This window comes from Pseudomonas fluorescens, assembly GCF_002022275.1.
GTDB lineage: Bacteria > Pseudomonadota > Gammaproteobacteria > Pseudomonadales > Pseudomonadaceae > Aquipseudomonas > Aquipseudomonas fluorescens_AJ.
This window is the reverse complement of record NZ_MSDF01000025.1, coordinates 47,231-71,779: the sequence shown is the minus strand read 5'-3', so window position 1 is coordinate 71,779 and position 24,549 is coordinate 47,231. Positions and strand designations below refer to the sequence as shown.

The window sequence follows — 24,549 nt, the reverse complement described above, 5'->3', positions numbered from 1 at the left end:
TTCACAGTCCAAATGTGGGAGCTGGCTTGCCTGCGATAGCGGTCTTAAATGCTACGAATACCTGAGGGCATGCGCCGGCTCAATCTTCGCCGCCCGATACGCCGGGTACAGCGTCGCCAAAAAGCTCAACACAAACCCCGCCGTGCAAATCAGCAGCACATCGCCGCCTTGCAGTTCCGAAGGCAAGTTGCTGACAAAATACACGTCCGAACTGAAGATATGCTGCCCGGTCACGCGCTCCAGCCAGCCCACCAGTTCACTCACGTTCAGCGCTGCAATCACGCCGAGCACGCCGCCGATCAGGGTGCCGACGATACCGATCACCGTGCCCTGCACCATGAAGATCGCCATGATCTGCCGGGGCGTGGCGCCGATGGTGCGCAGAATCGCGATGTCTGCGCCCTTGTCGTTCACCACCATGATCAAGGTCGCGATGATGTTGAACGCGGCCACAGCGACGATCATCAGCAGCAGCAGGCCGATCATGGTTTTTTCCATTTTCATCGCGCTGAACAGGCTGCCCTGGGTGTGGGTCCAGTCGTCAGGCTTGTAGGCTGCGCCGAGGCTGGCGGCGATGTCCGCTGACACCTTCGGCGCTGCGTACAGGTCTTTCACCGCCAGGCGCACACTTTGCACCTGGTTCGGCTGCCAATGCTGGATTTCAGCCGCATCAGCCATGTGGATCAAGGCCATGGAGCCATCCAGCTCTGCGCCAACCTTGAAGATGCCGACCACGTTCAAGCGCTGCATGCGCGGGGTGATGCCACCCGGCGCACTGCTGACTTCCGGCACGATCAGGGTGAGTTTGTCGCCCACGTTCAGCCGAAAGCGCCGCGCAGTAATGTCGCCGACCACCACGCCGAACTCGCCCGGTTTCAGGTCATCGAGTTTGCCGCGCACGATGTGCTGGGCCACGATCGAGACCTTGCCTTCCTGGGCGGGGTCGACGCCGCTGATCTCGATCGGCTGCATCGCGCCTTTGTAAGAGAACATGCCGTCCATCTGGGTGAACGGGACGGCGGCGGTGACTTCCGGGTTCTTCATCGCGGCGTCGGCCACGGGCTGCCAGTTGTCGATCGGGTTTACGCCAACGATGGTCGCGTGGGGCACCATGCCGAGGATGCGCGAGCTCATTTCGCGCTGAAAGCCGTTCATCACTGACAGCACCACGATCATTGCCAATACGCCCAGGGCGAGGCCGATCATCGAGGTCATCGAGATAAACGAAACAAAACGGTTGCGGCGCTTGGCGCGGGTATAGCGCGTGCCGATGAAAATCGATAACGGTCTGAACATTCGCGGGCACCGTTGGAAAAAATGAAAAAGCCCGGTACCACAGTACCGGGCTTGAAACGGGTCAGATGGCGACCAGATGACCTTCCTGCAGGTGCAACACGCGGTCCATCTGGCGGGCCATGCTCATGTCATGGGTCACCACCAGGAACGCGGTGCGCATCTGGGTGCTCAGTTCCAGCATCAAGTCCTTGATGCCCTGGGCGGTGTGGGAGTCGAGGTTGCCGGTCGGCTCGTCGAGCATCACCAGACCCGGGTTGTTGACCAGGGCGCGGGCGATTGCCACACGCTGGCGCTCGCCGCCGGACAGTTCAGCCGGTTTGTGTTCCAGGCGGTGACCGAGGCCGACGCGCTCCAGCAGGGCCTTGGCGCGCTGACGGGCTTCCGGAATCGCGGTCTTGCCGATCAACAGCGGCATGCACACGTTTTCCAGCGCGGTGAATTCCGGCAGCAGGTGGTGGAACTGGTACACAAAACCGAGCGAACGGTTGCGCAGTTGGCCACGGGCCTTTTCACCGAGGGCCGACAGTTCTTCGCCGGCCAGCCAGACGCTGCCCTGGGACGGCGTATCAAGGCCGCCCAACAGGTTCAGCAAGGTACTTTTGCCGGAACCGGAACTGCCGACGATCGCCACGCGCTCGCCCGGGTGCAGTTCCAGCTGCAGGTTTGAGAGCACCACCACCGATTCCGGGCCTTCCTCGTAGGATTTGCCCAGGTTGCGGCAGCTCAGGATTGCTTTTTCACTCATGCCCGATTCACTCATAACGTAAGGCCTGTGCTGGCTGGGTACGTGCCGCGCGCCAGGCTGGATACAGGGTGGCAAGGAAACTCAGGACCAACGCGGCGCCGCCTACCATCAACACGTCCTGGGCCTGAACCTGGGACGGCAAGTAGTCGATGAAGTAAACGTCGGCGTTGAGAAACTTGTGACCGATGACTTTTTCCAGCGCGGCGATGGCGGCGCTGACGTTCAGCGCCGCCAGGATGCCGACGGCGGTGCCGATCAAGGTGCCGACCACGCCGATCACGGTGCCCTGCACCATGAAGATCGCCATGATCTGCCCCGGCGTGGCGCCCAGGGTGCGCAGGATGGCAATGTCACCCTTCTTGTCGTTCACCACCATCACCAGCGTGGAGATGATGTTGAACGCCGCCACGGCAACGATCAGCAGCAACAGCAGGCCGATCATGGCTTTTTCCATGCGGATGGCCTGGTAGAGGTTGCCGTGGGTGCGAGTCCAGTCGCGGGCGTAGTACTGGGATTCGCCGAGGTGCTGGGCGATTTCCCACGAGGTACGCGGCGCGTCGAACAGGTCGTTGAATTTGAGGCGCAGGCCCTGCACCTGATCCGGCTTCCAGCGGTGCAGGCGCGCAAGATCAGTGAGGTTGGTCAGGCCGAGGAAGCCGTCGATTTCGCCGGCGCCCACATGGAAGGTGCCGACCACGGTAAAGCGCTTCATGCGCGGAAACATGCCGGCCGGGGTCACGGTGACTTCCGGCGCAACGAAGGTCAGCTTGTCGCCGATGTTCACACCGAGCTTGGCCGCGGCCTTGTCGCCGATGACGATGCCGAAGCTGCCGGGCGCCAAATCGTCGAGTTTGCCCTGCAACATGAACTTGTCGATGATCGACACGTTGTGTTCCTGGGCCGGGTCGATGCCATTGAGCAGGATTTTCTGCACCTTGCCGTCATTGGTCAGCAGCCCCTGCATCTGGGTAAACGGCGCGACGGCCACCACCTTGGGGTTCTGCTTGACCTTGTCGGCCAGGCTTGGCCAATCGCTGATAGGCGAATCGCCCTCGATGGTCGCGTGGGGCACCATGCCCAGCACACGGGTGCGCATCTCATGATCGAAGCCGTTCATCACCGACAACACCACGATCATCACGACCACGCCCAAGGCGAGCCCGATCATCGAGGTCAAGGAAATGAACGACACAAAATGATTGCGGCGCTTTGCACGGGTATAACGCGTGCCGATAAATACGAAGAGAGGTCTGAACATGTCGGGGCTTGTTCGGAGGAAAAGAAGACGTCCCGGTGGCGGGGTCTGGTAAGCAGCTTTACACTCTGACCATTACCGTTACCTGGGGTTCGCCATGTCGACATTAGATGAAGAAGAACGCCGCGAATACTACCGTATCGACGACATGATCGCACTCCAAATCAGCAGGCTTTCCGCGCCCGACGCGGCGAGCAAGGAAGTATTGCTGGATGATTCCCCGCTGTTCAATCTGCTCAGCGAATTGCACCTCAGCGAATTCGAAGCCCAGCACCTGTTGCGCCAGATCAGCGAGAAAGACCGCAGCCTGGCCGCCTTCCTCAAAGTCCAGAATAAACGCTTGGACTTGCTCAGCCAGGTCATGGCGCGCGGGCTGTTGAGCGAGGTCGGCGAACCACAGCCGGTGATCATTTCCGAAGGCGGCATCGACTTCCAGCACCCTGCCCCGCTGGCACCCGACACGCACCTGGCGGTCAAGCTGGTGCTGATGCCCCAGGCACTTGGCCTGCTGCTGCGCGCGCGGGTCACTCACTGCGATCCCAAAGACGACGGCTTTGACGTCGGCACCGAGTTCGAATCGATGACCGACGCCCAACGCCAACTGCTGGCCCGCTACATCCTGCAAAAACAAGCCCAGGAACGGCGCCTGGCACGCGAACAAAGCGACGCCCAAGACACCTGAATTCGTATTATCCCGCCAGATCACCTGGCGCAAAGGAGCAACTGTGACCCTGATTTACGGCCACCGCGGTGCCAAAGGCGAAGCACCGGAAAACACCCTGACCAGCTTTCAGGAGTGCCTCAAGCACGGTGTACGCCGTTGCGAACTGGATTTGCACCTGTCCATGGACGGCGAGCTGATGGTCATCCACGACCCGACCCTCAAGCGCACCGCCGACCGGCGCGGCAAGGTCGTCGAGTATTCGGCGGCGGACCTGGTGAAGATGGACGCACGCAAAGGCGGCCCGGGCTGGGTCAAGCCGTGCCCGATTCCGCGCCTGGAAGAGCTGTTTGAGCAGTGCGATTTCGATCACTGGCAGCTGGAAGTCAAAAGCGCTTCGCGCACCCGTGCGGCAACCACCGTGCTGGCGATTCGCGAGATGGCCGTGCGCCATGGCCTGATGGACAAGGTCACCGTGACTTCAAGTTCGCGGGAAGTATTGAAAGCGGCGATTGAACTCACCCCCGACCTATCGCGCGGGCTGGTGGCCGAATACGCCTGGCTCGACCCGCTGAAGGTCGCGCAAAACTACGGCTGTGAGTACCTGGCGTTGAACTGGACGCTGTGCACCCCCGAGCGTCTGGAAAAAGCCCAGCGCCAGGGTTTGCACGTGTCCGTGTGGACGGTCAACGAACCTGCGCTGATGCGCAGGCTCGCCGACTTCGGCGTAGATAGCCTGATTACAGACTTTCCCGGTTTGGCCACTGCCACCCTCGAGAATTACTGAAATCGGTCTCCCCGGCCGGCTCAGGCCACCGGCCGGAGCCGCTCAAAAAAGCCGGTTGAGGCCGTCGTAGGCCGCTACCCGATAGGCTTCAGCCATGGTCGGGTAGTTGAACGTGGTGTTCACAAAATACTTGAGCGTATTTTGCTCGCCCGGCTGGTTCATGATCGCCTGGCCGATGTGCACGATCTCCGAGGCCTGGTAGCCGAAGCAATGCACGCCGAGAACTTCCAGTGTCTCGCGGTGGAACAGGATCTTCAGCATGCCTTGCGGCTCACCGGCGATCTGCGCACGCGCCATGCTCTTGAAGAACGCCTTGCCGACTTCGTAAGGCACCTTGGCCTTGGTCAGTTCGTGTTCGTTCTTGCCGATCGAGCTGATCTCGGGAATCGTGTAGATCCCGGTTGGCACGTCGTTCACATACCGCCAGCTGCCATTGTCGACGATGCTGCCCGCCGCCGAGCGGCCCTGGTCGTGCGCGGCACTCGCCAGACTCGGCCAGCCGATCACGTCGCCGGCGCCGTAGATGTTCGGCACGCAGGTGCGGTAGTTCTCATCCACCTCGATCTGGCCACGGCTGTTGACCTTGACCCCGATGTTTTCCATGCCCAGCTTGTCGGTGTTGCCGGTACGCCCGTTGCACCACAGCAAGGCGTCGGCCTTGATCTTCTTGCCGGACTTGAGGTGCAGGATCACCCCGTTGTCCAGGCCTTCGACCCGCTCATACTCTTCGTTGTGGCGCACGGTGATGTTGTTGTTGCTGAAGTGGTAGCTCAACGCCTGGGAAATTTCCGAGTCGAGGAAGCTCAGCAACTGGTCGCGGTTGTCCACCAGCTCGACCAGTACACCCAGGCCGCTGAAGATCGAGGCGTATTCACAGCCGATCACGCCGGCGCCGTAGATGATCAGTTTGCGCGGGGTGTGGCCCAGGCTCAGGATGGTGTCGCTATCGTAGATACGCGGGTGGTGGAAATCGATATCGGCCGGGCGATACGGGCGCGAACCGGTGGCGATGATGATGTGCTTGGCCACCAGCTTCTCGACTACGCCGTTGGCGCAGACCACTTCGACGGTTTGCTCGTCGGCAAAGCTGCCGGTGCCGAAGAACAGGTCGACGCGGTTACGGGCGTAGTAGCCGGTACGCGACGCGACTTGTTTGGAGATGACTTTCTCGGCGCTTTTCAACACGTCCGGGAACGAGAACCAGCGCGGCTCACCAATGGCCCGGAACATCGGGTTGGTGTTGAACTGCATGATCTGGCGCACCGAGTGACGCAAAGCCTTGGACGGGATGGTACCCAGGTGGGTGCAGTTACCGCCGACCTGGCGACGGCTATCGACCATCGCCACCTTGCGCCCCGCTTTGGCAGCGTTCATCGCCGCACCTTCTCCAGCCGGGCCGGAACCCAGTACTACCACGTCGTAGTTGTAGACAGCCATGCGTACTCCTCAGAACAGGCCAGGCGTACGGTTGGACGCCTGGCTAAATCATGCCGCGGCCAGCGGGCATGAAGGAAATTTTTGGCTCAAGTGTGTGAGCCGGGGCACAGTCTATATAAGGCTCAAGCCCGCGCACATTAACCCTTGGTCGCGTCGTAGGCCAGTCTTGCCTTTACTACAGGAACAGGAAACTGGCATTACACTGCTGACACGCACCTTTGCAGGAAGAGCCATTATGCGGCATGTCGTTTTCTGTTTATTGCTGATTTTTTCGCTAGTGGTGCACGCCAGTGAAGCCGATCGCCTGCGGCAGGCGGCGTTCCCCGCAGAACTTCATCAACTGTCGCTGAAAAACCAGACGGTGCTGGTCTACCTCTGGGCGGATGTGTACGCGGCAGGGCTGTACGCGCCGGCAGACATCCCGGCGAAACAAGCCTGGGATCAGCAAAAAGACCTGCGCCTGGCGCTGTATTACTTTCGCGACATCGACCGCAGCGATGTGATCAAAGCGGCGACCACTGCCCTCGAACGCCAACAAACAGCCGCCACCCTCGCCCGCTTGAAGCCTGAACTGGATCAACTGCACGCCCGTTTTCGCGACATCCGCAGCGGCGACCGGTACGCCCTGGATTTTCGCCCCGGGCGCGGACTGAATCTGGAGATCAATGACCAGGTGGTGTTCAGCAGTCGCAATGATGAGCTGGCGCGGGCTTACCTGGGCATCTGGCTGGCGCCGAAGGGTCTGTCGGACAGCCTGCGCAACACCCTCCTGAATTAAACCCTTATCCCCTGTGGGAGCGGGCTTGCTCGCGAAGGCGGTGTGTCAGTCAGGTTATCAATAACTGACACACCGCCTTCGCGAGCAAGCTCGCTCCCACATTTAGATTTTCATCGCTCTCAGACCTTGCCGCATTTAGTCAGCTAGCTATCGATTTCTATTGCCGGTAGTGGTTAATACACATATGGTTACAAAACGGCAGCAGGGATGAACAAAGACCAGGGATCACCAATAAAATAGCCAAGATGAGTGCATGACATGCCCACTTCAACCGGCAAAGGCAAAGCGATCTTTCGCGTTGTCAGCGGTAACTTCCTCGAAATGTTCGACTTCATGGTCTACGGCTTCTACGCCACGGCCATTGCCAAAACCTTCTTCCCCACCGACAGCGCCTTCGCCTCCCTGATGCTCTCTCTCGCCACCTTCGGCGCGGGCTTTCTGATGCGGCCACTGGGCGCGATCTTCCTCGGCGCCTACATCGACCGCCACGGCCGTAAAAAAGGTTTGGTCATCACCCTGGCCATGATGGCCGCCGGTACCGTCCTGATTGCCTGCGTGCCCGGTTACGCCACCCTGGGTGTCGCGGCGCCGTTGTTGGTGCTGTTTGGCCGTCTGCTGCAAGGTTTTTCGGCGGGCGTCGAACTGGGCGGTGTGTCGGTGTACCTGGCGGAAATCGCTACACCGGGCCGCAAGGGCTTCTTCGTCAGCTGGCAGTCCGCAAGCCAGCAGGCGGCGGTGGTGTTCGCCGGTTTGCTCGGCGTGGGCTTGAACCACTGGCTCAGCCCCGAAGAAATGGGTGACTGGGGCTGGCGCGTGCCGTTCCTGATCGGCTGCCTTATCGTGCCGGTGATCTTCGTGATTCGCCGCTCGCTGGAAGAAACGCCTGAATTCCAGGCGCGCAAACACCGCCCTACCCTGCAGGAAATTGTCCGCTCGATCGGTCAAAACTTCGGCATCGTGATCGCCGGCATGGCGCTGGTGGTGATGACCACCGTGTCGTTCTACCTGATCACCGCCTACACCCCGACCTTTGGCAAGGCGGAACTGCACTTGTCCGACTTCGACGCATTGCTGGTGACGGTGTGCGTGGGCATTTCCAATTTCATCTGGCTGCCGGTGATGGGTGCGGTGTCCGACAGGATCGGGCGCAAACCCCTGCTGCTGGCGGCGACGATTCTGGCGATTCTGACGGCGTATCCGGCGCTGTCGTGGCTGGTGGCGAACCCGAGTTTCAGTCACTTGCTGATTGTGTTGTTGTGGTTGTCGTTCCTGTATGGCTCGTACAACGGGGCGATGGTGGTGGCGCTGACCGAGATCATGCCGATTGAGGTGAGGACCACCGGGTTTTCGCTGGCCTACAGCCTCGCGACGGCGACCTTTGGTGGGTTTACGCCGGCGGCGTGTACTTATCTGATTCATGTGCTGGATAACAAGGCGGCGCCGGGGATTTGGCTGAGTGGTGCGGCGGTGTTGGGGCTGATTGCGACTCTGGTGCTGTTCAAGGGTAATCGACATGAGCTGAGGACGGCGCAGGCCTCTGTGGTAGGCGGTGCCTGAAAGACCGCTTTCGCGAGCAAGCCCGCTCCCACATTTTGACCGCGTTTATTCAGGAAGAACGCGGTCAAAATGTGGGAGCGGGCTTGCTCGCGAAGAGGCCCTCACATTCACTACAAAACTCACAGCCACAAAAAAGCCCCGAACCAGTCGGGGCTTTTTCATTCAGCACTATTGCTTAGCGCGGAAACGACGGCGGGTTAACCCCGGCCATGTCTTCCATCACGCGAACCACCTGGCAGCTGTAGCCGAACTCGTTGTCGTACCACACGTACAGGACAACGCGGTTGTCCTGGGTAATGGTCGCTTCAGCGTCCACCACACCGGCGTGGCGCGAGCCTACGAAGTCGGTGGAGACCACTTCCTGCGAGTTAACGAAGTCGATTTGCTTGTGCAGATCGGAGTGCAGCGCCATGTAGCGCAGGTACTCGTTCATTTCTTCACGGGTGGCGGCTTTCTCAAGGTTCAGGTTGAGAATGGCCATCGACACGTTTGGCGTCGGCACGCGGATCGCGTTACCGGTCAGCTTGCCGGCCAGTTCAGGCAGGGCCTTGGCAGCAGCGGTGGCAGCACCGGTCTCGGTGATGACCATGTTCAACGCGGCGCTACGGCCACGGCGATCGCCCTTGTGGAAGTTGTCGATCAGGTTCTGGTCGTTGGTGTACGAATGAACCGTTTCAACGTGACCGTTAACGATGCCGAACTTGTCGTTCACCGCTTTCAGCACCGGCACGATGGCGTTGGTGGTGCAGGAAGCGGCGGACACGATCTTGTCGTCTGCGGTGATTTCACCGTGGTTGATGCCGTGTACGATGTTCTTCAGCTTGCCCTTGCCAGGTGCGGTCAGGACAACACGGTCGATACCCGGGCACGCCAGGTGTTGGCCCAAGCCTTCGGCGTCGCGCCACACACCGGTGTTATCCACCAGCAGTGCGTCTTTGATGCCGTACTGGGTGTAGTCCACTTCAGCCGGGTTCTTCGCGTAGATCACCTGGATCAGGTTACCGTTGGCGGTGATGGTGTTGTTTTCTTCGTCGATGACGATGGTGCCGTTGAACGGACCGTGTACCGAGTCGCGACGCAACAGGCTCGCGCGTTTGGTCAGGTCGTTCTCGGCGCCTTTGCGCACAACGATGGCACGCAGGCGCAGGCCGTCGCCGCCGCCGGTTTTTTCAATCAGGATGCGCGCCAGCAGGCGGCCGATACGACCGAAGCCGTAGAGCACCACGTCAGTGCCTTTGCGGGCAGCGGCGTTTTGCTGGCCAACCACATCGGCCATTTCTTCACGCACGAACTGCTCGGCGCTGCGGCCGGCACCTTCTTTACGGAATTTGTAGGCCAGCTTGCCCAGGTCTACCGAAGCCGCGCCGAGCTTGAGCTCGCTCATGGCTTTAAGCAGTGGGAATGTTTCGTGGACGGAGAGTTCGCTGTCGTCGGCGGAACGGTGACGCGCAAAGCGGTGGGCTTTGAGAATCGCGATGACAGACTGGTTGATCAGGCTGCGGCCATAGATCGAGCTCACCACATTGTTATTGCGGTACAGCTGACCGATAAGCGGAATCATCGCTTCAGCGAGCGCTTCACGGTCGATCCATTCACCAAGACACTGGTCGGGCTTCTGAGTCACGGGAACCTTCCACATGTAGGGGCAGAAAAAAGGGGCTACATTATGCCGCCCGACCGCCCTCGGAGCAATGCGCCCCAGGCAACAAAAAGCGCTTGCGGAAAATTGACACCGCGCTGGAGCCCAGTAAATACGCGGGTTCCAGAAGGCCACCTTGCGAGCGACAAGGTCAACTTGTCCGTAACTCTCCGAAAACCTCGTGCTTTTTGACACTACATATTGAGTCAAAACGCGCCATTGTTTGTCTTAGCCACTACATTTCCGGCAAACCGTAATAGGCTCAGTCAGCAACTGACAGACGGCGCCCGGGACCGTTACAATTACCGACTTTGTCGCAACGCTTGGAGCTCAACCTTCCGTGCCCGTCCTGCGTCTACCGCTTCTCCCTGCTGCGGCAGGCAAACAGCACTGGGGCAACCTGCCCGGTGCCGCCCTGAGCCTGGCCATTGCCGAGGCTGCCAGCGCAGCCAAGCGCTTTACCCTGCTGCTTACCGCCGACAGCCAAAGTGCCGAGCGGCTGGAGCAGGAGCTGAGCTTCTTCGCCCCGGATTTGCCGGTGCTGCATTTTCCCGACTGGGAAACCCTGCCCTACGACCTGTTCTCGCCGCACCAGGACATCATCTCCCAGCGTATCGCCAGCCTGTACCGCCTGCCGGAACTGGCCCACGGCGTGCTGGTGGTGCCGATCACCACGGCCCTGCATCGCCTGGCGCCGACCAAATTCCTGCTGGGCAGCAGCCTGGTGCTGGATGTCGGCCAGAAGCTGGATGTGGAGCAGATGCGCACCCGCCTGGAAGCCAGCGGCTACCGCTGCGTCGACACGGTGTACGAGCACGGCGAGTTCGCGGTACGTGGCGCCTTGATTGACCTGTTTCCAATGGGCAGCAAACTGCCGTTTCGCATCGACCTGTTCGATGACGAAATCGAGACCCTGCGCACCTTCGATCCGGAAAACCAGCGCTCCATCGACAAGGTCGAGTCGGTCAAGCTGCTGCCGGCGCGGGAATTCCCGCTGCAAAAAGACGCGGTCACGCGCTTCAAGGCGCGCTTTCGTGAACGCTTCGATGTGGATTTCCGTCGCTGCCCGATCTTTCAGGATTTGAGCAGCGGGATTACACCGGCAGGTATCGAGTACTACCTGCCACTGTTCTTCGATGAAACCTCGACGCTCTTCGATTACCTGCCGCAGGACACCCAAGTGTTCTCGCTGCCCGGCATCGAGCAGGCGGCGGAAAACTTCTGGAACGACGTGCGCAACCGCTATGAAGAGCGCCGCGTCGATCCCGCCCGGCCTTTATTGCCGCCCGCCGAGTTGTTCCTGCCGGTGGAAGACTGCTTTGCGCGCTTGAAAAACTGGCCGCGCGTGGTTGCCAGCCAACAGGATGTGGAAAGCGGCGCCGGCCGCGAGCGCTTCCCCGCGCAAACGCTGCCCGATCTGGCGATTCAGGCCAAGGCCACGCAACCTTTGGAAGCACTGTCGAATTTCCTCGGTGATTTCCCCGGTCGCGTGCTGTTCACTGCTGAATCCGCCGGCCGCCGCGAAGTGCTGCTGGAGTTGCTCGAACGCCTGAAGCTGCGCCCGAAAACCGTCGACAGCTGGCCGGACTTTGTAAAAAGCAAAGACCGCCTGGCGATCACCATCGCGCCGCTGGACGAAGGCTTGCTGCTGGACGACCCGGCCCTGGCGCTGATCGCCGAAAGCCCATTGTTCGGCCAACGCGTGATGCAGCGCCGCCGCCGTGAAAAACGCGCCGACGCCAATAACGATGCAGTGATCAAAAACCTCACCGAGCTGCGCGAAGGCGCGCCGGTGGTGCATATCGACCACGGCGTGGGCCGCTACCTGGGCTTGCAGACCCTGGAAATCGACAACCAGGCCGCCGAATTCCTCACCATGGAATACGCCGAGGGCGCCAAGCTCTACGTGCCGGTCGCCAGCCTGCACTTGATCGCACGCTACACCGGCAGCGACGACGCCTTGGCGCCGTTGCACCGCCTGGGTTCCGAGACCTGGCAGAAAGCCAAGCGCAAAGCCGCCGAACAGGTGCGCGACGTGGCCGCCGAATTGCTCGACATCTATGCCCGCCGCGCCGCCCGCGAAGGCTATGCATTCGCAGACCCGAAAGCCGACTACGCGACTTTCAGCGCCGGTTTCGCCTTTGAAGAAACCCCGGACCAGCAAACCACCATCGAAGCCGTGCGCGCCGACATGCTTGCGCCCAAGCCCATGGACCGCCTGGTCTGCGGCGACGTGGGCTTCGGCAAGACCGAAGTGGCCATGCGCGCCGCCTTTATTGCGGTGCACGGCGGCAAGCAAGTGGCGATCCTGGTGCCCACCACCCTGCTCGCCCAGCAGCACTACAACAGCTTCCGCGACCGCTTTGCCGACTGGCCGGTGAGCGTGGAGGTGATGAGCCGCTTCAAGTCCGCCAAGGAAGTGAATGCGGCGGTCGCCGACCTGGCAGAAGGCAAGATCGATATCGTCATCGGCACGCACAAGCTGCTGTCGGAAGACGTGAAGATCAAAAACCTCGGCCTTGTGATCATCGACGAAGAACACCGTTTCGGTGTGCGTCAGAAAGAACAGCTGAAAAACCTGCGCAGTGAAGTCGACATCCTGACCCTCACCGCCACGCCGATCCCGCGCACGCTGAACATGGCGGTGTCGGGCATGCGCGACCTGTCGATCATCGCGACGCCACCGGCGCGTCGCCTGTCGGTGCGCACCTTCGTGATGGAGCAGAACAAAAGCACGGTCAAGGAAGCGCTGCTGCGCGAACTGCTGCGCGGCGGGCAGGTGTACTACCTGCACAACGACGTGAAGACCATCGAGAAATGCGCCGCCGACCTCGCCGAGCTGGTGCCGGAAGCGCGCATCGCCATTGGCCACGGGCAGATGCGCGAACGCGAACTCGAACAGGTGATGAGCGACTTCTACCACAAGCGCTTCAACGTGCTGATCGCCTCGACCATCATCGAGACCGGCATCGACGTGCCGAGCGCCAACACCATCATCATCGAGCGTGCCGACAAGTTCGGCCTGGCCCAGTTGCACCAGTTGCGCGGCCGGGTCGGGCGCAGTCACCACCAGGCGTATGCGTATTTGCTGACGCCGCCACGCCAACAGATTACGTCCGACGCCGAGAAGCGCCTGGAAGCCATCGCCAACACCCAGGACCTCGGCGCCGGTTTTGTGCTGGCCACCAACGACCTCGAAATCCGTGGCGCAGGCGAGTTGCTGGGCGACGGCCAGAGCGGGCAGATTCAGGCCGTGGGTTTCACCCTTTATATGGAGATGCTCGAACGCGCGGTGAAAGCCATCCGCAAAGGCGAGCAGCCGAACCTTGATCAACCGCTGGGCGGCGGCCCGGAGATCAACTTGCGCTTACCGGCGTTGATCCCTGAAGACTACCTGCCCGACGTGCATGCGCGGCTGATCCTGTACAAGCGCATTGCCTCGGCCACCGACGAAGAAGGCCTCAAGGACCTGCAGGTGGAGATGATCGACCGTTTCGGTCTGTTGCCGGAACCGACCAAGAACCTGGTGCGCCTGACCCTGCTCAAGTTGCAGGCCGAGCAGCTCGGTATCAAGAAAGTCGACGCCGGGCCGCAGGGCGGGCGCATCGAATTCGAAGCGCAAACGCCGGTGGACCCGTTGGTGCTGATCAAACTGATTCAGGGCCAGCCCAACCGCTACAAGTTCGAAGGGGCTACGCTGTTCAAATTCATGGTGCCGATGGAACGTGCCGAAGAACGCTTTAATACATTAGAGGCGCTGTTTGAGCGCCTCATCCCGAAATCCGCTTGAAGGACGCCCCCATGCGCCTGTTCCGCATTCTGAGCCTGTTGTTGGTGGTCGTTGCCCCTTCGGCGTTTGCCGACAGCCCGTACCTGGTGGAAATGATCCTGGTGCGCCAGAACGCCGAACCGGTGATTAACAGCCGCGCGGCGCCGGAAAACTGGGACGCGGGCGCTTCACGCCTGCCCGGCGACACATTGAGCCCGCCTCGTCTGGGCAACATTGTCGACAAACTCCGTGCCGACAACAGTTACACCGTGTTGCTGCACCGGGCCTGGGACCAGAACCTGGGCGAGCAGCCGGTGAAGCTGGCCATCAGCGATGGCCAGGAGCAGTTTGGCCAGTTTCCCATCGAAGGCACCCTGAACCTGCAACTGGGGCGCTTTACCGATATCGATGCGGACTTCTGGATTAACCAGTTCGACGCCAACGGTAGCGTCATTGCCAGCGAACACCTGAGCCAGCAAGACGTGCGCACCAAGAACAATCAACTCAACTACCTGGACGGCGGCCACTTGGCGCTGCTGATCAAGATCACCTCGCTGACCGCCAAGCCCCCCAGCGCACCACCGCCCGACATTCAGGACTGATCCAGCACCATGCCCCTGACGTCGCAGTTGACCAAACCCCTGGCCCCTTCGTGGGCCAATCGCTTTAAAGAGCAAAGCCTTGAGCGCGGGCGGCGTTACGCCCTGGAAAACCGCGTGCGCATCGTCGAGTCCGGCGACAGCACCATCGTGGCCAGCTGCGAAGGCTCGGGCGGCAACGTTTACCGCCAGACCATCTCGCTGCGCGAATCGGCCAAGGGCACGCTGATTCTGGTGGACAGCCGCTGTACCTGCCCGGTGCACACCAACTGCAAACACATCGCGGCGGTGCTGCTCAAGGTTCAGGAAACCCTGGCCTATCCGGCCGCCGCCCAGGATGCCGAATTGCTGGAAAAGCTCCAGGCCGTGCTGGATAACCGCGTAGTGCTGCCGCAAGTGGTGATGGAAGACGTGCTGCCCATTCCGCGCCTGTGGCTGGCCAGTGTGGAATTCAGCGCGTTTGAGCCACGCAATGGCAAGATGCAGCGCTATATCCAGCACCGCGCGGCGCTGTCGTTCAACTACCTGGGCAACTATGTCAGCGGGCAGAAAAACGCTGACATCATTGTGCGCCAGGACACCCAGAGCCTGCGCATCAAGCGGCATCCCGAGCTGGAGCAGCCCTATCGCGAGCAGCTGCGCCTGCTCGGTTTCAAGATCGCCACGCGCCAGAGTAAAGCGCTGCCGGAAAGTGCCGGCGAGCTGTTCGAGTTGGTCAATGACAGCGCCTGGCTGAACTTCACGCTCAACGCGTCCCCCACGTTGCGGGCCGAGGGTTGGGAGCTGCAAATCGAAGAAGATTTCGGTTTTGACCTGAGCGCCGTGGATGACTGGTACGCCACCGTCGATGAAGGCCCGGAGCGTGATTGGTTTGACCTGGAACTGGGGATCATCGTCAACGGCGAGCGCCTGAGTTTGCTGCCGATCCTGTTGAACCTGATGCGCTCCCACACCGAAATCCTCAACCCGGAAAAACTCGCCCGACGCCGTGACGACGAGCTGATTCTGGTGAACATTCCCGGCCTGCCCAACGGCCACGGCCCGCTGCAAGTGGCGCTGCCCTACGGCCGGTTGAAACCCGTTCTGGCCACCCTCGGCGAGTTTTACCTGCAGGAAACCGGCACCACCACGCTGCGCCTGGCCAAAGCCGATGCGATTCGCCTGAACCCGCTGGAAGACCTGCCGCTGCAATGGGAAGGCGGCGAGAAGATCCGCAACTTCGCCCAGCGCCTGCGGGACATCAAGGATTTCGCCTGTGTGGCGCCGGAAGGTTTGAACGCGACCTTGCGGCCGTATCAGCTGGAAGGTTTGAGCTGGATGCAGTCGCTGCGCCAGCTGGACGTCGGCGGGATTCTTGCGGATGACATGGGTTTGGGTAAAACCCTGCAAACCCTGGCGCATATTCTCACCGAGAAAATTGCCGGGCGCCTGGATCGACCCTGCATGGTCGTGATGCCCACCAGCCTGATCCCCAACTGGCTCGACGAAGCGGCGCACTTCACCCCGCAACTCAAGGTGCTGGCGCTATACGGCGCAACGCGCAAGAAACATTTCGCGAACCTGCAGGACTACGACCTGCTGCTGACCACCTATGCCCTGTTGCCCAAGGACATTGAACAGCTGGCCGCCCTGCCCTTGCATGTGCTGATTCTCGACGAGGCCCAGTACATCAAGAACCCCAACAGCAAGGCCGCCCAGGCCGCGCGCGAGTTGAATGCACGACAACGCCTGTGCCTGAGCGGCACGCCGCTGGAAAACCACCTAGGCGAATTGTGGTCGCTGTTTCACTTCCTGCTGCCCGGTTGGCTGGGCGACGTGAAAAGCTTTAACCGCGATTACCGCGTGCCCATCGAAAAGCGCGCGAGCGATGTGCGATTGCAGCACCTTAACGGTCGGATCAAACCTTTCCTGCTGCGTCGCACCAAGGAACAGGTGGCGACCGAGTTGCCACCCAAGACCGAAATCATCCACTGGGTCGACCTCAATGAGGCCCAGCGTGACGTGTACGAGACCATGCGCCTGGCCATGGACAAGAAGGTGCGCGACGAAATCACCCGCAAGGGCGTGGCGCGCAGCCAGATCATCATTCTTGAGGCGCTGTTGAAGCTGCGCCAGGTGTGCTGCGACTTGCGCCTGGTCAACGACGCCACCCTGCCCGCGCGCGGCAGCAGCTCAGGCAAGCTCGATAGCTTGATGGAGATGCTCGAAGAATTGTTTGCTGAAGGGCGGCGGATTCTGTTGTTCTCTCAGTTCACGTCGATGCTGAGTTTGATCGAAGCCGAACTGAAAAAACGCGGTGTGGCCTATGCGTTACTGACCGGCCAGACGCGTGATCGGCGCACCCCGGTGAAGGACTTCCAGAGCGGCAAGTTGCAGATTTTTCTGATCAGCCTGAAGGCAGGTGGTGTGGGATTGAACCTGACCGAAGCCGACACGGTGATCCACTACGATCCGTGGTGGAACCCGGCAACAGAAAACCAGGCCACCGACCGTGCGTATCGTATCGGCCAAGAGAAGCCGGTGTTCGTGTACAAGATGATTGCGCGCGGCACCGTAGAGGAGAAAATTCAGCACCTGCAGAAGGAGAAGTCCGACCTGGCGGCGGGAGTGCTGGATGGGCGTACCACCGGGGATTGGCAGTTGGGTAACGACGATATTGAGGCGTTGTTTGCGCCGTTGCCCAATAAGCAAGAGAAGCGCTGACTGTTAGACCGCTATCGCGGGCAAGCCCGCTCCCACATATCCACCGCATTTCAAAATATGTACTCGGTCGAATGTGGGAGCGGGCTTGCCTGCGATGGCAGCAACACGGTTTTCAGTCGATCAACTGAGCATCCCGCAACGCGGTAAGCGCCGCCAGCCAACGCGGGTCCTGCTTGTAGTCCGTCGAAGCAATTGCCTGCCCGCGCATCCGCGCAATCCGCGCCGATGGCGTGACTTTCATCCGCTGCGCTGCTGTGAGTGCTAGCTCAGCTGCAGCGCGATCGTTACACACCAGGCCCATGTCGCAACCCGCCGTCAGCGCCGCTTCAATCCGGCTGGCTGCATCACCGACCACGTGCGCACCGGCCATGGACAGGTCATCGCTGAAGATAACGCCATCAAACTGCAACTCACCGCGTAAAATGTCCTGCAACCAACGGTGTGAGAAACCTGCAGGCTGTGAGTCAACCTGCGGGTAGATGACGTGCGCAGGCATCACCGCCGCCAACTGCTTACTCAAACGTGCGAAAGGCACCAAGTCATTCGCGCGAATCTGTTCCAGGCTGCGTTCGTCATTGGGAATCGCGACGTGGGAATCCGCCTCGGCCCAACCATGACCAGGGAAGTGCTTACCGGTGGCGGCCATGCCGGCGCTGTTCATACCGCGAATGAAGGCGCCGGCCAATACGGCGGCGCGCTCAGGGTCGCCTTCGAAGGAGCGCGTGCCGACTACGGCGCTGCGCTGGTAGTCCAGGTCCAGCACCGGGGCGAAACTCAGGTCGAGGCCGACGGCCAGCACTTCAGTGGCCATGATCCAGCCGCACTGTTCGGCCAGGTATTCGGCGTTGGGGTTGTCCGCCAGCGCGCGCATGGCTGGCAGGCGCACAAACCCCTGGCGCAGGCGCTGCACGCGACCGCCTTCCTGGTCGACCGCCAGCAGCAGGTCTGGGCGCACGGCACGAATCGCCGCGCTCAATTCCCGCACTTGTCGTGGATGCTCGATATTGCGCGCAAAAATGATCAGCCCGCCCACTTCAGGTTGACGCAACAGGTGGCGATCTTCAGCCGTCAGCCAGGTACCGGCAACGTCGACCATCAAAGAACCTTGCAGGGCAGCAGTCATAAACCTTCCTTAAATAACGCACACAACCCGCGGCCCTCAGCCTGCGCGATGGGCGCAGTGAGTGCAGCGGGTTGCGAGTAAATAGCTGAAATCGGCATGGCGGCTAGCTTAGCGGCCACGCACGCGGGGGGCAATCATGCCTTGGCGGTGGCTGGCGTCGACTTGCTGCGTGGGCGCAATTGAGCGGCGGCCATGGCTTGGTCGGTCACACCGGTTTCGGCACGCATGCCAGCGGCCAGGAACGGCACCATCAGACGCATGACCTGCTCGATGGACGTATTGACGCCGAAATCGGTCTCGGCAATCGCACGCAACGCCTTGATCCCGGACATGCTGAATGCGGCGGCACCGAGCATGAAGTGCACACGCCAGAACAATTCAATCGGCGGAATACGCGGAGCGGCCTCGTTGACCAGCAACATGTAGCGACGGAAAACCTTGCCGTACATGTCTTCCAGGTAACGCCGCAGGTGACCCTGGCTCTGGCTGAACGCCAGGCCCAACAGGCGCATGAAGATCGACAGGTCGTTACCGCTGCGCGGTTGCACCACCAGTGCTTGCTCGACAAGGATTTCCAGCAACTCTTCCAGGCTTGGCTTGTTCTCAGGCTTGGTCTGGCGGCGCTCCAGCTCGCGGTCGAGGCTGGCGCAGAACGGTCCCAGGAAGCGTGAGAATACCGCCTGGATCAGGGCCTTTTTCGAGCCGAAATGGTAGTTCACCGCCGCGAGGTTGACCCCAGCCTTGCTGGTAATCAGGCGCAATGAAGTTTCAGCAAATCCTTTTTCCGCGAACAATTGCTCGGCAGCATCGAGAATGCGTTCAACGGTTTCCGACTGGGCCATGGCTACTCCGCCTGACAAACACTTGTTTGAAACATACGTTTCAGAGTATGTCTTGTCAAGCCTGCGGGTCCGTTTTCCGGCCGGGCAGTCATCTATTTCATCGCTATTTAATCACATCCGTACCTGTCTGTAGGCAGCGCTGTCTCTGCCTTGTAGGACGGGTGACGAATGACCGTCCAGCGGAGTGCCCGAAAAGGATGATTGCCAAGTGCAGTTCACTGTATATAATCCCAGTCACTGTATAAAAAGACAGAGCGATCAACATGCTAAAACTGACGCCACGCCAAGCTGAGATTCTGGCTTTTATCAAGCGCTGCCTCGATGACAACGGCTACCCGCCGACGCGAGCGGAAATTGCGCTGGAACTGGGGTTCAAGTCCCCGAACGCCGCTGAAGAACACCTTAAAGCCCTCGCCCGCAAAGGCGCGATCGAGATGACCCCGGGTGCCTCGCGCGGTATTCGTATCCCTGGCTTCGAGGCCAAGGCCGACGAATCGACACTGCCCATCATTGGCCGCGTGGCTGCCGGTGCGCCGATCCTGGCACAGCAGCATGTCGAGGAGTCTTGCAACATCAACCCGACTTTCTTCCATCCGCGTGCCGACTACTTGTTGCGCGTACACGGCATGAGCATGAAGGACGTGGGCATTTTCGACGGTGATCTGCTGGCCGTTCATACCACCCGTGAAGCCCGTAATGGCCAGATCGTTGTCGCCCGTATCGGCGATGAAGTCACCGTCAAACGCTTCAAGCGCGAAGGCAGCAAGGTCTGGCTGCTGGCCGAGAACCCTGAGTTCGCGCCGATTGAAGTGAACCTGAAAGATCAGGACCTGGTGATCGAAGGCTTGAGCGTCGGCGTTATTCGCCGCTAAAGGAGGCACCATGCAGTTCATGCACACCCCGCAACAGGCACAATTGTCGCTGTTTGAGGCCTTTATGGCCCAACCCCTTGCGCCCATCCTCAAGGAAACGGTCGAAGCGCCCTGGAGCGCCGAACCTGAGGCGTTCAGTGAATTGTCGTTGCGCGGTGCTGCCGGGAACTGCCTGAGCCTGCTGGCGCCGATCCTGCGCGAACTCAGTGAAGAACAGGACGCGCGCTGGCTGACGCTGATCGCCCCGCCCGCCAGCCTTACCCAGGCCTGGCTGCGGGACGCTGGCCTCAACCGTGAGCGCATCCTGCTGCTGCAACCGCGCGGCACGCAAAGCGCTCAACAATTGACCTGTGAGGCCTTGCGCCTGGGCCGTAGCCATACGGTCGTGAGTTGGTTGAACCCGTTGAATGCGACCGCCAAGCAACAGTTGATCAGCGCTGCGCGTATGGGCGATGCGCAGAGCTTGAATATTCGATTGGGTTAAACGATGCGCCGCAGATCAGCCCTGCCGAGCGGCTTGTTGTGAACAGCGGGCTTGCTGTGGCGAGCGGGCTTGCCCCGAGTTGGGCTGCGAAGCGGCCCCAAAAACCAGACACCGTGGAATGCCTGATATACCGTATCAATCCATTTAGGGCCGCTTCGCAGCCCAGCGCGAGCAAGCTCGCTCGCCACAGAAACACGATTACCACAAGGTACTAGTGAAGTACCCGCGGCCCATCTTCCTTCTCTGGCTCACCTTCCGCCAGACGACCCGCCATCTGCACGCCCACACTCAACATGGCTTTTGCCACTTCAACGTGTTGGCCCTGCAGGAACGCTTTGGCGTCTTCGGAAAAATCCAGGATAACCAGAGAACCCTCGTCCTCAGCCCGGCGCAGCTCGATTCGGCCGTCAGGCAGTTCAACAATTTCCAGAAAGGACGTTGGCATAAAAGTCTGTTCTCCACGAAAGGCCGGGATTATATCAGTCATCTACCCGGCTTCGCTGAGGATCTGAGCAGGTTTCTTTACGGCTTGATGAATGGTGCCCTCGACAAAGCCGCTCTAAATGTGGGAGCTGGCTTGCCTGCGATAGCGGTGGGTCAGTTTGCAGCTTATTTGCTGATACTCCGCTATCGCAGGCAAGCCAGCTCCCACAGTTGCTCTATGCCGAAGCCCAACTCATCCGTCTCAGCACTCGTTCAACCCTTCACGAAACCGCAACGCCAGCTTTTTCAGTTCCTGGCGCCAGCTTTCCAATTCTTCCCGGCTTAACGGCTTGGGCTCATCTTCCTCAATCGCCACCGCCACGATCAACGGCTGGGTCACATCACCCTTCGGCACATGGGGAATGCGCGGCGGCTGAAACATGTCGGCATGTGCCTTGAGCAAACGCGCCACCCAGCTGTCAGGGCTCTGGGCCATTTCAATCAATTCGGCCAGCTCGGGAATGGCCATGCTCTCCAGCACTTCGCGGGTCATGATCATTTCCGCACGCGGAGAACCGGCCTGAGGCAAGCGGTAGAACCCGGCGATTTCATGGCACAGGCCCAGCAAGGCGCCGTACAGGTGGAACAACGCTGCTTCACGCCCCGCCTGGACCAGCGCAATGGCGTTCATCTCTTTCCCTTCCTCGGCGCGGCCAAGGGCTTCCAGGGACAAACCCGCGAAGTAAATTTTCTGATTGGTACGGGTATAGAGTTCGTTGGCCATAACGGCAGTCTCCACAACGAAAAAGCGTGATGCTGGCTGAACAGTGTCACGGATCAGCCAAACGCACTGCAAGTGCAAAAAAAGGCCGCCTGTTAAGGCGGCCTTCGTATTTGGCAGATTAGCCGATCAAGCGCCCTGGCGCTTGTCCTCGACCTTCCACTTGCCGCCGTCGTAGAACGCTTTCCAGCCGGTAGGCTTGCCGTCCACTTCGGTCTGCACGTACTGCTCCTTGGTCTTGCGGCTGTAGCGGATCACGGCCGGGCGACCGTCCGGATCTTTCTTCGGCGCTTCGCACAGGAAGTGGTACTTCGGATCGATTTCGTCCTTGTGCGGCACGATCTCCAGCACCAGCGGTGCCCGGGTCTCGCGGTTTTTCGGGAACTGGCTGGCCGCCAGGAACAAGCCCGAAGCGCCGTCCCGCAGGATGTAGGTGTCGTTGACCTTCTCGCATTTGAGCTCGGGCATCTTCACCGGGTCCATCTTCGGCGGCGCCGCATCACCGCTTTTCAGCAGTTTGCGGGTGTTCTTGCACGTCGGGTTGGTGCAACCGAAGAACTTGCCGAAACGGCCGGTCTTGAGCTGCATCTCGCTGCCGCACTTGTCGCATTCCAGGCTCGGGCCTTCATAGCCCTTGATGCGGTAAGTGCCTTCTTCGATCTCGTAGCCGTTGCAATCCGGGTTGTTACCGCAGATGTGCAGCTTGTGTTTCTCGTCCAGCAGGTAAGCATCCATCGCCGTGCTGCAGATCGGGCAGCGGTGCTTGCCACGCAAGACCAGCGATTCGGATTCACCCTCGTCGTCAGCCGCAATTTCATCACCCGGCACCAGGTTGACGGTGGCTTTGCAGCGCTCTTTCGGCGGCAGGCTGTAGCCCGAGCAACCGAGGAACACGCCAGTGGACGCCGTACGAATCTGCATCGGACGGCCACAGGTCAGGCATGGGATGTCGGTCATTACCGGCTGGTTGGCACGCATGCCGCTGTCCGGGCTCTCGGCTACTTCGAGCTTCTTCTTGAAGTCGCCGTAGAACTCGTCGAGCACGTTTTTCCAGTCGCGCTCGCCCTGGGCCACGTCATCGAGGTTCTCTTCCATGCCGGCGGTGAAGCCGTAGTCCATCAGGTTGGAGAAGCTCTCGGACAGGCGCTCGGTGACGATGTCGCCCATCTTTTCCGAGTAGAAACGACGGTTGTGCAGCGCGACGTAGCCACGGTCCTGGATGGTCGAGATGATCGCTGCGTAGGTCGAAGGACGACCGATACCGCGTTTTTCCATCTCTTTTACCAGGCTGGCTTCCGAGTAACGGGCCGGCGGCTTGGTGAAGTGCTGGGACGGGTCGAGCTTGATCAGCTTCAGCGTGTCGCCCTGAGCCATGTCCGGCAGTACATCGTCATCGCCAGGCTTGGCAATTTGCGGCATCACACGGGTGTAGCCGTCGAACTTCAGGATACGGCCCTTGGCACGCAGCTCGAAGTCGCCAGCGCCCACGCTCACGGTAGTGGACAGGTATTGCGCCGGCAGCATCTGGCACGCCAGGAACTGGCGCCAGATCAGCTCGTAGAGGCGCTCAGCGTCACGCTCCATGCCGCTCAGCTTGGCGGGCGTGGTGTTGGCGTCGGAAGGACGAATCGCTTCGTGAGCCTCCTGGGCGCCTTCCTTGCTGCTGTAGACGTTAGGCTTCTCCGGCAGGTAGTTCTTGCCGAATTCGCCTTCTATATAAGTACGCGCCATCGCCACCGCGTCTTGCGACAGGTTGGTGGAGTCGGTACGCATGTACGTGATGTAGCCGGCTTCATAAAGACGCTGGGCCATCATCATGGTTTTCTTCACACCGAAGCCCAGGCGGTTGCTCGCGGCCTGCTGCAGGGTGGAGGTGATGAACGGTGCCGACGGCTTGCTGCTGGTCGGTTTGTCTTCCCGCTTGACGATGCTGTAGCTGGAAGCCTTGAGCTTCTCCAGCGCGGCCATGGCCTGGGCTTCGTTCAGCGGTTTGAAGGCCTCGCCTTTCTCGCGGGCCACTTCAAAGCGCACGTTGGCGCCCTTGGCGGTGCCGAGGTCAGCGTGAACTTCCCAGTATTCTTCGGGGTTGAACGCACGAATCTCGCGCTCACGCTCCACCACCAGTTTTACCGCAACCGATTGCACACGGCCGGCAGACAGGCCACGGGCGATCTTCGCCCACAGCAGTGGCGAGACCATGTAACCGACGACGCGGTCTAGGAAACGACGGGCCTGCTGGGCGTTGACGCGGTCGATGTCCAGTTCGCCCGGCTTGGAGAAGGCTTCCTGAATGGCTTTCTTGGTGATTTCGTTGAACACCACACGCTTGTAGCGGCTGTCATCGCCGCCAATGGCTTCCCGCAGGTGCCAGGCAATGGCTTCCCCTTCGCGGTCCAAGTCCGTTGCGAGATAGATGGTGTCGGCATCTTTGGCGAGCCGGCGCAGCTCTTCGATGACCTTTTCCTTGCCTGGAAGGATTTCATACTTGGCCTTCCAGCCATGATCCGGGTCCACACCCATACGCGAGACCAGCTGCTTGCGCGCTTTCTCTTTAGGGGTGAGTACCGGACCTTCGCCCGCAGCCGCCTTGCCGCGCTTGGCGGCTGGCTCCTTGCTGGCGCTAGCCGAACCGCTGGTGGGCAGGTCTCGGATATGGCCGATACTCGACTTCACCACGTACTCGTTGCCCAAGTACTTGTTGATGGTCTTGGCCTTAGCCGGGGATTCCACAATGACCAGCGATTTGCCCATGGATCGGAAAATTCCTGAATTCGAGAAGAGAAAGGCAGTTGGCGCCT

Annotated in this window: 19 protein-coding genes; 9 read left to right on the top strand and 10 right to left on the bottom strand. The window is 60.5% G+C overall.

Features of this window, described 5'->3' with window-relative positions; genetic code table 11:
• Positions 1–51: 51 nt before the first annotated feature.
• The 3 genes from BFW87_RS19670 to BFW87_RS19660 all read right to left on the bottom strand — a co-directional run bounded on the left by BFW87_RS19670 (position 52) and on the right by BFW87_RS19660 (position 3,299).
• Complete coding sequence (locus BFW87_RS19670) at positions 52–1,296, bottom strand: lipoprotein-releasing ABC transporter permease subunit (protein ID WP_078741393.1); 1,245 nt, start codon at positions 1,294–1,296, stop codon at positions 52–54.
• Positions 1,297–1,357: 61 nt separating this feature from the next.
• Positions 1,358–2,041 carry a lipoprotein-releasing ABC transporter ATP-binding protein LolD gene (gene lolD / locus BFW87_RS19665; RefSeq protein ID WP_017477213.1) on the bottom strand — a complete coding sequence of 228 codons (684 nt, stop codon included), beginning with the start codon at positions 2,039–2,041 and terminating at the stop codon, positions 1,358–1,360.
• Between the two features lie 7 nt (positions 2,042–2,048).
• Positions 2,049–3,299 carry a lipoprotein-releasing ABC transporter permease subunit gene (locus BFW87_RS19660; RefSeq protein WP_078741392.1) on the bottom strand — a complete coding sequence of 417 codons (1,251 nt, stop codon included), beginning with the start codon at positions 3,297–3,299 and terminating at the stop codon, positions 2,049–2,051.
• A gap of 94 nt (positions 3,300–3,393) precedes the next feature.
• Here BFW87_RS19660 and BFW87_RS19655 point away from each other — a divergent pair, with 94 nt between their 5' ends.
• Together BFW87_RS19655 and BFW87_RS19650 are read left to right on the top strand one after the other, a co-directional pair.
• Positions 3,394–3,978 carry a PilZ domain-containing protein gene (locus BFW87_RS19655; protein ID WP_078741391.1) on the top strand — a complete coding sequence of 195 codons (585 nt, stop codon included), beginning with the start codon at positions 3,394–3,396 and terminating at the stop codon, positions 3,976–3,978.
• A gap of 43 nt (positions 3,979–4,021) precedes the next feature.
• Positions 4,022–4,744 carry a glycerophosphodiester phosphodiesterase gene (locus BFW87_RS19650; RefSeq protein WP_078741390.1) on the top strand — a complete coding sequence of 241 codons (723 nt, stop codon included), beginning with the start codon at positions 4,022–4,024 and terminating at the stop codon, positions 4,742–4,744.
• Between the two features lie 42 nt (positions 4,745–4,786).
• Here BFW87_RS19650 and sthA read toward each other — a convergent pair whose 3' ends face one another.
• Positions 4,787–6,181: a Si-specific NAD(P)(+) transhydrogenase gene (sthA, locus tag BFW87_RS19645; protein ID WP_003189670.1), complete on the bottom strand. Its 1,395-nt coding sequence runs from the start codon at positions 6,179–6,181 to the stop codon at positions 4,787–4,789.
• 235 nt (positions 6,182–6,416) lie between these two features.
• Between sthA and BFW87_RS19640 the strand changes: the two genes are divergently transcribed.
• Both BFW87_RS19640 and BFW87_RS19635 read left to right on the top strand, forming a co-directional pair.
• Positions 6,417–6,959, top strand: a complete 543-nt coding sequence (locus BFW87_RS19640; RefSeq protein WP_078741389.1) for a chalcone isomerase family protein — start codon at positions 6,417–6,419, stop codon at positions 6,957–6,959.
• Positions 6,960–7,217: 258 nt separating this feature from the next.
• Positions 7,218–8,516, top strand: a complete 1,299-nt coding sequence (locus BFW87_RS19635) for an MFS transporter (RefSeq protein WP_078741388.1) — start codon at positions 7,218–7,220, stop codon at positions 8,514–8,516.
• Positions 8,517–8,691: 175 nt separating this feature from the next.
• On the opposite strand, the gene BFW87_RS19630 is transcribed toward BFW87_RS19635, so the two are convergent.
• Positions 8,692–10,155 carry a glyceraldehyde-3-phosphate dehydrogenase gene (locus BFW87_RS19630; protein ID WP_078741387.1) on the bottom strand — a complete coding sequence of 488 codons (1,464 nt, stop codon included), beginning with the start codon at positions 10,153–10,155 and terminating at the stop codon, positions 8,692–8,694.
• Positions 10,156–10,495: 340 nt separating this feature from the next.
• Here BFW87_RS19630 and mfd point away from each other — a divergent pair, with 340 nt between their 5' ends.
• The 3 genes from mfd to BFW87_RS19615 are packed head-to-tail and all read left to right on the top strand — an operon-like array spanning position 10,496 to position 17,226.
• Positions 10,496–13,945 carry a transcription-repair coupling factor gene (gene mfd / locus BFW87_RS19625; protein ID WP_078741386.1) on the top strand — a complete coding sequence of 1,150 codons (3,450 nt, stop codon included), beginning with the start codon at positions 10,496–10,498 and terminating at the stop codon, positions 13,943–13,945.
• Positions 13,946–13,956: 11 nt separating this feature from the next.
• Positions 13,957–14,526, top strand: coding sequence for a CsiV family protein (locus BFW87_RS19620; protein ID WP_078741385.1), 570 nt, complete (start codon positions 13,957–13,959; stop codon positions 14,524–14,526).
• Between the two features lie 9 nt (positions 14,527–14,535).
• On the top strand, positions 14,536–17,226 hold the full coding sequence (locus BFW87_RS19615; protein WP_078741384.1) for a DEAD/DEAH box helicase: 2,691 nt from the start codon (positions 14,536–14,538) through the stop codon (positions 17,224–17,226).
• 112 nt (positions 17,227–17,338) lie between these two features.
• Here the strand turns inward: BFW87_RS19615 and nagZ are convergent, their stop codons facing one another.
• Both nagZ and BFW87_RS19605 read right to left on the bottom strand, forming a co-directional pair.
• Complete coding sequence (gene nagZ, locus BFW87_RS19610) at positions 17,339–18,349, bottom strand: beta-N-acetylhexosaminidase (RefSeq protein WP_078741383.1); 1,011 nt, start codon at positions 18,347–18,349, stop codon at positions 17,339–17,341.
• A gap of 134 nt (positions 18,350–18,483) precedes the next feature.
• Entirely contained in the window at positions 18,484–19,191 is a 708-nt protein-coding gene (locus BFW87_RS19605; RefSeq protein WP_078741382.1) for a TetR/AcrR family transcriptional regulator, read from the bottom strand.
• Between the two features lie 263 nt (positions 19,192–19,454).
• On the opposite strand from BFW87_RS19605, the gene lexA reads away from it, so the two are divergent.
• Both lexA and sulA read left to right on the top strand, forming a co-directional pair.
• Positions 19,455–20,063, top strand: coding sequence for a transcriptional repressor LexA (gene lexA / locus BFW87_RS19600; protein ID WP_003172575.1), 609 nt, complete (start codon positions 19,455–19,457; stop codon positions 20,061–20,063).
• A gap of 10 nt (positions 20,064–20,073) precedes the next feature.
• On the top strand, positions 20,074–20,547 hold the full coding sequence (gene sulA / locus BFW87_RS19595) for an SOS-induced cell division inhibitor SulA (protein WP_078741381.1): 474 nt from the start codon (positions 20,074–20,076) through the stop codon (positions 20,545–20,547).
• 211 nt (positions 20,548–20,758) lie between these two features.
• Here the strand turns inward: sulA and BFW87_RS19590 are convergent, their stop codons facing one another.
• The 3 genes from BFW87_RS19590 to topA form a co-directional block, all read right to left on the bottom strand.
• On the bottom strand, positions 20,759–20,992 hold the full coding sequence (locus BFW87_RS19590) for a hypothetical protein (protein WP_017254451.1): 234 nt from the start codon (positions 20,990–20,992) through the stop codon (positions 20,759–20,761).
• A 240-nt stretch (positions 20,993–21,232) separates the two neighbouring features.
• A complete protein-coding gene (locus tag BFW87_RS19585; protein ID WP_078741380.1) occupies positions 21,233–21,754 on the bottom strand; it encodes a DUF6586 family protein in 522 nt (173 codons plus the stop codon).
• Between the two features lie 126 nt (positions 21,755–21,880).
• Positions 21,881–24,502 (bottom strand): type I DNA topoisomerase, encoded by a 2,622-nt coding sequence (topA, locus tag BFW87_RS19580; protein WP_078741379.1) that lies wholly within the window; start codon positions 24,500–24,502, stop codon positions 21,881–21,883.
• Between the last annotated feature and the right edge of the window lie 47 nt (positions 24,503–24,549).